The sequence below is a fragment of the Actinoplanes sp. NPDC048791 genome (assembly GCF_040650095.1).
Lineage (GTDB): Bacteria > Actinomycetota > Actinomycetes > Mycobacteriales > Micromonosporaceae > Actinoplanes.
In genome coordinates this window covers 1-8,625 of the sequence record NZ_JBEZGQ010000291.1, presented here as the reverse complement: position 1 = coordinate 8,625, position 8,625 = coordinate 1, and the positions used below count along the sequence as shown (strand labels likewise).

Genomic DNA, 8,625 nt, shown 5'->3' with positions numbered 1-8,625 from the left:
CGGCCGGGCCGGCCGCCACCCCGCGGGCCTGCGGTCCGGCGCCGTCCAGGGATCGGACCGCGACCGTGTACGACAGCACGCCGGCCCGGTCCCGCCGCACGTCCAGCACGTAGAAGTGCAGCCGGTTGGCGGTGTCGACGTACTCGTACTCGCTGCCCGAGCCGGTGCCGGCGTGGAACAGCGCGTCGGAGAGCTGCCGGTAGTCGCCGACGGTCATCTTCTGCGGGGTCCCGTCCGGCAGCACGAAGTCGACCTTGTCGATGTCCTGCGGGTTCGCGTCGACGGTCCAGATGAACGGCGCCGAGTCGGCGTTCTTGGTCTTGGCCAGCAGCACGCCGGAGTCGGGGGTGAACGAGTCGAAGCCCATCCGGTCGACCACCTCGACCGTGTAGTTGTCGTACTTCCCGCCGTCGCAGTACGGGTCGGCGGCGGTGTCACAGGCCGGGCTGCTGTCGCCGCCGTCCAGCGTCACGTTGATCCCCGACAGCCCCTTACCGGGCTGGACAGCGCGGGCCTTCACCCGCGCCACCACGACGCCCGAGCCGGTCAGCGCGTCGCGGGAGAGCCGCAGCACCGCGGCGTCGTCGATGATGCCGAGCTTCATCTTGTTGCGCAGCATGTGCTGGGCGCCCATCGACGACCCGGCGGTGCCGGGGATGAGCCAGCGGCTGTGCGGGCCGCCGGGACCGTTGAACGTGCCCCGGCTGAGCATCTCCCACGGCCCGCTGTAGTCCCGCCGCGCGGGCACCGAGTACGGGTTGTTGTAGTTGTCCCCCACGCCCAGGATGTGGCTGAACTCGTGCGCGTAGGTCGACATGCCCGAGCTCTCCGCCTGCACCGAGCTGCCGTTGGCGGCGTTCGGCCAGACCGTGGCCGAGGCCTGCCAGGAGGTCCAGTCGACGTACCGGGTGGCGTTCCAGTTCGGCAGGGCCTCGTCCGGCGGCCCGAAGGCGTCCGAGACGCTGTCCTTGCCGGCGAACTTCATCTGGCCGAACTCCTGCCAGGTGGACGACTCGTCCTGCCCGGCGGCCAGGTAGAAGACGAAGTCGTACTGGGCGGCCACCTCCTCGCCGACGTCGGCGAGCCAGGCGGCGCGGGCGTCGGCGCGCAGGTCACGGCCGCACTTGTCGCCGGCCGGGCAGCCGAGTCCGCGCTGCATGGAGTTCTCGATGCCGTACTCGTGGCTCTTGGCCGGCAGCTGGTAGACGCCGAACGAGCCCAGGCCGATGCCGAAGCGACCGCCGGAGTCCTCCATCCAGTACTCGTGGATGGTGTGGCCCTGGTTGAGCTGGCCCGGCTTGTTGAGGAAGTCCCGGTAGAAGGCGGGGACGTCGGCCCGCGGCAGGTCGTGCACGGTGGACGGATTGCCGAAGACCGTGGAGTTCGGCGGCTGGGTCACGACGAACGGCTGGTTGGGGAAGTCCACGAGCACCAGGGCGCCGCGGAAATTGCGCTCCGAGCCCGGCACGGCGGGATCCGACCAGTCGGTGCCCGGCACCGCCCGGTAGTCGTCCCAGGTCATGGTGTCCGGCAGCTCGTAGTTCTGCGGGTCGATCGGCTGTGGAGCGTCCGCGCCGGCCCGGCGTGCGGCCGGCTGGTCACGCTGCCACGGCTGGGTCTGCGGCCAGTGCCGCATCCGCCAGGGATGATCCGGGTCGCCGTCCGGCGGGGCGGCCGCGGCGGGCGTCGCCGTCAACGCTCCGGCCAGCACCAGCACCATCAGAGAGAACGCCGGGACCACAGCCCGCTGCACGGTTGCCACCACGCCACCAGTCACCTACGTCATCCTCGCAGTCCGAGTGATAGCTATCAATGCCTGGGGGGAAGGCCGCCGTCATGGCAGGATACTGCTCAGTAACCACGAGACGGGTGAGCGACATGGCCGGTGAAGGCACGCGTACGGCATTTCGGACCTGCCCGCTGTGCGAGGCGGCCTGCGGGCTGGAGCTGACCACCCGCGACGACCGGATCGTCGCCGCCCGCGGCGACCGCGAGCACGTGTTCAGCCACGGCTTCCTCTGCCCGAAGGGTGCCACCTTCGGCGAGCTGTCCGCCGATCCGGACCGGCTGCGCCGGCCGCTGGTCCGCCGCGGCGACCAGCACGTCGAGGTGAGCTGGGACGAGGCGTTCCAGGCGGTCGAGCAGGGCCTGCGCCCGATCATCGACCGGTACGGCCCGCACGCGGTGGCCCTGTACCTGGGCAACCCGAACGTGCACACGATGGCCGGCGGGCTTTACCTGACCCCACTGCTGCGCACCCTCGGCACCCGCAACATCTTCTCCGCCAGCACCGTCGACCAGATGCCCAAGCACGTGTCCTGCGGCTACCTCTACGGCAACCCGCTGACCATCCCGGTGCCCGACCTCGACCGGACCGACCTGCTGCTGGTGCTGGGCGCGAACCCGTGGGAGTCCAACGGCAGCCTGGCCACCGCGGCCGACTTCCCCGGGCGGCTCAAGGCGATCCAGGCCCGCGGCGGCCGGTTCGTGGTGGTCGACCCGCGCCGCACCCGCACCGCCGAGCACGCCGACGAGCACCTGTTCATCCGGCCCGGCACGGACGCGTTCCTGCTGTTCGGCATCGTCCACACGCTGTTCGCCGAGGGCCTGGTCGAGCTGGGCGGGCTGGCCGGGCACGTGACCGGCGTCGACGAGGTGCGGGAGCTCGCCGACGCCTTCACGCCCGAGCGGGTGAGCGCGGTCTGCGCCGTACCGGTGGAGAGAATCCGCGGCCTGGCGCGGGAGCTCGCGGCCGCGCCCACCGCCGCGGTCTACGGCCGGATCGGCACCTGCACGGTCGAGTTCGGCACCCTGACCAGCTGGCTCGTCGACGTCGTCAACGTGCTCACCGGCAACCTGGACCGCCCCGGCGGCGTGATGTTCCCGCTGGCCGCGCACGTGAGCCCGCGCCCGCGGGCCGGCGGCAAGGGCTTCCGGACCGGCCGGTGGCACAGCCGGGTCCGGGGACTGCCCGAGGTCAAGGGTGAGCTGCCCGTCGCCACCCTGGCCGACGAGATCGAGACGCCCGGCGACGAGCAGGTCCGCGCGTTCGTGACGGTGGCCGGCAACCCGGTGCTGTCGACACCCAACAGCGACCGGCTGGACCGGGCGCTCGGCGGGCTCGACTTCATGGTCAGCGTCGACCCGTACCTCAACGAGACCACCCGGCACGCCGACGTCGTGCTGCCACCGACCGACCCGGCCCGCAAGGGGCACTACGACTTCTCGTTCCTGGCGCTGGCGGTGCGCAACTTCGCCGCGTACTCGCCGCCGGTGCTGCCGGGCGACCCGGCCAGCATGGACGAGTGCGACATCCTGGCCCGGCTCACGCTCATCGCCGCCGGCCGGGGCGCCGGCACCGACCCGGCGGTGCTGCACGAGCAGCTGCTGGAGCAGGCCCTGCAGCGGGCCGCCGCGGCGACCGGACGCACCGCGCCCGAGCTCCGGGAGCTGGTCGGTGGAGACCATCCGGCCGAGCGCCTGCTCGACGTCGCCCTGCGCACCGGGGCGTACGGCGACCGGTTCGGCGACCACACCGACGGGCTCTCCCTGGAACGGTTGCTTGCGAACCCGCACGGTGTCGACCTCGGCCCGCTGCAGCCCCGGCTCCCCGAGGTGCTGCAGACCCCCAGCGGCAAGGTGGAGCTGTACGGCGAGCCGATCGCGGCCGACGTCGAGCGGCTGCGCGTGGCGCTCGGGCGCGACCACGAGGACCTGGTCCTGGTCGGCCGGCGCCACCTGCGCTCGAACAACAGCTGGATGCACAACGTGCCCGCCCTGGTGAAAGGCCGGGACCGCTGCACGCTGCAGGTCCACCCGGCCGACGCGGACCGGCTCGCATTGACCGACGGCGGCGACGCCCGGGTCACCTCGCGGGCGGGCACGCTGTCGGCGCGCGTCGAGATCACCGACCGGGTCATGCCCGGCGTGGTGAGCCTGCCGCACGGCTGGGGCCACGGCCTGGCCGGCACCCGGATGACGGTGGCCGCCGCCCATCCCGGGGTGAACAGCAACCTGCTCACCGACGAGACCGTCATCGACCAGCTCTCCGGCAACAGCGTGCTGAACGGCATCCCGGTCGAGGTCAAGGCCGAATTCGCGGTTACCGGCCGGGCCGGGGAGGTGCTGACCTAGAGTCGGATCCGGGGAGCCTGAGCGGGGGGTGCACGGTGTCCGATCAGATGCGGGCCGACTGGGGTGGGCCGGACAAGGTCCTCGACACCTACGTCGCGCAGATGGACCGGCTCACCGAGCCGGTGGACCCCGGCGTCCAGCTGAGCCTGACGGTGCACGGCCTGCTGGTCAGCGGCGAACTGATCCCGCAGTGGCAGTGGTTCGCCGAGGTCAGCGAGATGACCAACAACGAGGACGCCTTCTACACCGGCATGGCCGAGCACGTGAAGGAGCAGTCCGACCTGGCCCACGCCGCCGTCAAGCTGCGCGACACCGGCGGCGAGGTGACCCACCGGCAGTACACGGCCCTGATGGCGCCGACCAGCTACATCCACCTGCGCAACGCCCGGATCCACTCCCCCGACCACGCGGGCCGCGGCGGCTGTCTGTGGCGCGGCCGGCTCTGCGACGTCTCCGGCTGGACCCCGGGCTACTCGCCCGCCGCCGACTGAGGCACGCCGGATCCGGCACCCGGCCGGGGAGCGATCACCACGGCGAGCACGACCAGCGCCGAGCCCACCAGCAGCGTCCGCAGGCCGGGCCCGACGGAGTCCGGGAACACGGCCGGGTCGCGCAGGGGCCAGGGCATCCAGGCGAGCGCGTCGTGCACCAGCGCGCCGACGCCGAAGCCGTCGTCCCGGCGCAGGAAAATGACCAGGCCCTGGTAGAGCCGCGCGACGGGCACGGCCAGGGTCACCGCCCCGAGAGCCGCCACGACCACGGCCGGGACGCGCTGACGCGAGGCCGTCAGACGAAACGCCAGAGCCGCTCCCACGAGCCAGCCGGCCAGCAGCCCCACCAGCAGACCGCCGAGGACCAGCGGCAGGTACGTGGCCGGGCGCACCGGATATCCCAGGGCCTCGACGGACGGGTCAGGGCCGGCGAGTCCCGACACCGAGACCCGCAGCCCGCCGGACTGAGCCCAGAAGGTCCACTGCTCGTCGACGGGGGTGACACTCCAGCCCGTACCGCCGAGGCGCTGGTGGATCTCCCGCACCCTGCGCTCCACCTCGGCCGGTGCGGCGAGCCGCTCGGTGACTTCCAGGTCGAATCGCTCGCGCTCGAGGCGGTCGGGCCGGGCATCCGGGCCCAGGATCTGGCGGGCCGCGGAAACCGCCGCGGGCATCGACGGGTACGTCTGCTCGCCCGCCCAGGAACCGGCGGCCAGGCCGATCGCCCCGCCGGCCAGCGCGGCCAGCACCGCGATGACCACGCCCAGCGGTTGCCGCACCGGCAGCCGGAACCGTTCGCGGAGCCCGTCGGCGACCAGGTGCAGACGGTCGGTGCGGGACGGCTGCCCTTGCGTGAGCTCGGTCAAGGTGGCGATCAGCTCGGCGCCGTGCCGGCGGCGCAGGCGGGCCGGGTACGCGGCCAGGAGCACACGATCGCGGAACATGGTTTCTAGCACGCGGCGATAGTACGGTCGACGATATATAACGTCAACCGTTGCAAGACGCCGGTCCGCGACCGGGGCCACGGCAGGCGCGGTCCCGGTCGCGGGGAAACAGGCGACGGAATTGTGGGTCAGCGAACGAACAGATCGAACGAGCTGCCGCTCACCGCGCACCGCCAGAATTCCCACCGGTGCTCATTCGACAATTGCCGACCGGTGTTGTTGCAAACTGTCCGCGCATTGGTGACGCCATCACGGTGCTGATACAGCAGCTCGGTGGCCGAGGTGTTGTAGTACAGCGAATTGTCTACCGAATACTCGCCGAGTTCCGTACCCGGGTTGAGAACGGCATCGGCGTCGAAGTGCCAGTGCACGCCGAGCCAGAGCCGGCTGTGCGCGTTCTCGTCGGCGGCCGCACTGAAGCTCGCGAACGTGCGCGTCTTGACGACGGCGTCAGGGTCGTCGGTGCCACCGGTGAACCGGATGTTGTCCCGGCCGAACCAGTGCTTCATCACGGTGGCCCAGGTGTAGGCGAACGTCGCGTGTCCGGACACGTACGCCGGGAAGTTGGGCGTCGCCTTGGCCAGCGGCTGCCAGGCCTCCTGAGGAGTGTCCGGGTTGTTGTCGGTGTCGGCCTGATTGATGGCGGTGACCGGCCGCCACAGGTCCACCGGCGTGTTGTACTTCGCGTCCCAGGCCAGGATCGCCGCGTCCGCCATAGCCACCGCGACCTGCGCGAACAGCTTGACCCTGGACTCCGCCGAGACGTTCTGCCCGTCGGCGATGGTCTGCGTGTGGGAGAACAGCTGGCCCGGCGGCTTGTAGGTGCCGTCGGCGTCGTTGGCCCAGAAGAAGGCGGCCCGGGTCTGGTCGGCGGTCCGCTCGGTCGAGCCGCGCGACCCGAGCCGCCGCACCTCGTCGAACTGCGCGGTGTACTCCGCGCCGGTCACCACCTCGTTGTAGTTCGATCCTTCGCCCGGCATGGGCGGCCGGAACTGCGAACCGCTGGTCATCACGAAGGGCTGGACCGCGCCCCACTGCGGCGTCACCGGCGCGCCGGTGCCGATCTGCTGGAAGGCGCCGGGGACCCCGTCGTAGGTGTAGGACATCGGCGCGTCGGACCCGTCGCCGGAGCGCCGCTGCAGGATGGCCTGGGCCGCCTGTTCGCCGACGGACCGGCCGGCGGCCTGCTGGGGCGAGGCGGCGATGCCGTCCTGGGCCTCGGCGAGCCGGGTCTGGTATGTCGCCGCGAACGACGGATAAAGGCTGGTCAGCGTCGTGTACGCGGCGTAGTCCACCGCGGTGTTGAAGTCTCCGCCGCCGGCCACCTTGATCGCGTACGGCTGACCGAGGCAGTCCGCCGCGCGCTGGGCGCAGAGCACCGAGTTCGCCGCATCGTAGATCGCCACGTGCATGATCGCCCCGGCCCGGCTGATCCGGGTCGGCGTGGCCGCGGCGCCCGTGAGCTGCCGGTAGGTGTTGATCAGAACCGTGTTCCAGAAGGTGACGTGGTCCGTGGAAATGACGGCGCGCGCCGGCCGGGCGGGCAGGACGACTTGGAATAGTGCGGCGAACAGCAGAGCGGCGACGGCCAATGCGCTCATTCGTCGCGATGGGCGTGATTGTATGCCGGAGAACGGCATGATTTCCCCCCGTTAGTTCCTGAGCCCACCCCCGTGGTGGCATCAGAACTGTCAGTAGGTTAATCGGTGAAGTCCAATATCGACAGCCCCGTTCGGCCCTGGGGGAAATTCGTTTTTCATCCTCGTGGTCGCTCGGTGCGGGAGGGATCACCGCGAACCAGTCCATCGTGGACTTTCCAGCGGCCGGTGCGCACAGCCAGCTCTCCGGCCCGGTCGTTCTGCTCCAGCCGGGCCCGGATACGTTCCAGGGCCAGGCGGCGGTTCTGGCTGAACTGCCGCTCGGTGTCGACCACCACGACGATCCCGGTCGGACGGTGGGTCGCCCGTACGGCCGTGCTCGCCTTGTTGCGGTGCTGGCCACCCGGTCCGCCGGTGCGGCAGCCCACGATGTCGACGTCCGCCTCCGTGAAGGCCGTGTGCGCGGCGTCCACCTCGCATGGCTCGGCGATGACGTACCAGTTCTTGCGGCCGGCGCTCGTGCGGTAGGGACTGGGCGCCTGCCAGCACAGGGTGCCGGTCCACGACGCGGCGAACCGGGCTGTGCCCGTACCGGAGATCTGGATCAGGACCGAGCGGAACGTCCCCGGTCGCTCGCCCGGCACGGTCTCGACCCGACGGGTCGTCAGGCCGTCCCGGCCGGCGCCGGCCTCCAGGCGGCGCACGAGCTGGGCGACCGCCCAGGTGCACTCCTGCGGGCCGCGCCCGGCCGACAGCAGCAGATGCACACGCTCGCTCACGACCGGCCCCGCCCACGACGCTGATCCCGGCGGTCGCGCCGGGGTGCGCTGCCGAGGTCCGCGGTCTTGTAGGTGACCACCGGTACGGTCTCGGCCACGGACGTCGCCAGGCCGTGCGCGACAAGATCCCCGACCACCCGCTCGATCCGCTTGTACGCCGTCGGCGCCTCCTCGAACAGCAGCTGCCGGTCGCCGCACACCACCAGCGACCCCAGCGGCGTACGGCGCAGCTCCTCGACCGTGTGCTTGACCCGGCCCCGGACCAGCGCGTCGGCGCGCGACATCTTGCGCCCGGCACCGTGCGCGACCGAGTGGTTGGCCTCCGGCCCGGCGTGCGCCGCCACCAGGTACGACGGGGTGCCCCGGGTGCCGGCGACCAGGACGTCCCGGCCGTCGCCGCGGGCGGCGCCCTTGCGGTGCAGGTACACCCCGTCGCGGACCTCGACCAGGTTGTGGCACTCGTCGACGATCGGCGCGGTGGGCGTGGCTCCCAGGGCGAGTGCGACCCGGGCCGCCATCAGCCGGCGGTTGAGCGAGCCCCAGCGCACGGCCTCGTCGTGCCGGGCCAGGTAGTCCGCCGGGTCCGCGGCGGGACCGGCGCCGTGCACCTCGGTGTGCGAGCGCAGGATGCGCTCGCCCAGGCCGCGGGAGCCACTGTGCACGATGAGGACGAGGTCAC

At 71.7% G+C, this 8,625-nt stretch carries 7 protein-coding genes; 2 read left to right on the top strand and 5 right to left on the bottom strand.

Features of this window, described 5'->3' with window-relative positions:
- Positions 1-1,777: M6 family metalloprotease domain-containing protein (locus AB0C29_RS21480; RefSeq protein ID WP_360822667.1), on the bottom strand; the 1,777-nt coding region annotated here is incomplete at its 3' end.
- Positions 1,778-1,878: 101 nt separating this feature from the next.
- Between AB0C29_RS21480 and AB0C29_RS21475 the strand changes: the two genes are divergently transcribed.
- Together AB0C29_RS21475 and AB0C29_RS21470 are read left to right on the top strand one after the other, a co-directional pair.
- A complete protein-coding gene (locus AB0C29_RS21475) occupies positions 1,879-4,134 on the top strand; it encodes a molybdopterin oxidoreductase family protein (RefSeq protein ID WP_360822664.1) in 2,256 nt (751 codons plus the stop codon).
- 35 nt (positions 4,135-4,169) lie between these two features.
- The gene (locus AB0C29_RS21470) at positions 4,170-4,625 is read left to right on the top strand and encodes a hypothetical protein (protein ID WP_360822661.1); all 456 of its coding nucleotides are present in this window, start codon (positions 4,170-4,172) and stop codon (positions 4,623-4,625) included.
- Here the strand turns inward: AB0C29_RS21470 and AB0C29_RS21465 are convergent.
- From AB0C29_RS21465 to AB0C29_RS21450, 4 genes are all read right to left on the bottom strand, one after another.
- On the bottom strand, positions 4,604-5,569 hold the full coding sequence (locus tag AB0C29_RS21465; protein WP_360822658.1) for a hypothetical protein: 966 nt from the start codon (positions 5,567-5,569) through the stop codon (positions 4,604-4,606). The two genes, AB0C29_RS21470 and AB0C29_RS21465, sit on opposite strands and share 22 nt — an antisense overlap.
- 128 nt (positions 5,570-5,697) lie before the next feature.
- Positions 5,698-7,209, bottom strand: a complete 1,512-nt coding sequence (locus tag AB0C29_RS21460; protein WP_360822655.1) for a vanadium-dependent haloperoxidase — start codon at positions 7,207-7,209, stop codon at positions 5,698-5,700.
- Between the two features lie 116 nt (positions 7,210-7,325).
- Positions 7,326-7,946: a peptide chain release factor H gene (gene prfH / locus AB0C29_RS21455; RefSeq protein ID WP_360822652.1), complete on the bottom strand. Its 621-nt coding sequence runs from the start codon at positions 7,944-7,946 to the stop codon at positions 7,326-7,328.
- Positions 7,943-8,625 (bottom strand): RtcB family protein (locus AB0C29_RS21450; protein ID WP_360822649.1); only part of this gene is annotated, 683 nt, incomplete at its 5' end. The genes prfH and AB0C29_RS21450, both read right to left, overlap by 4 nt.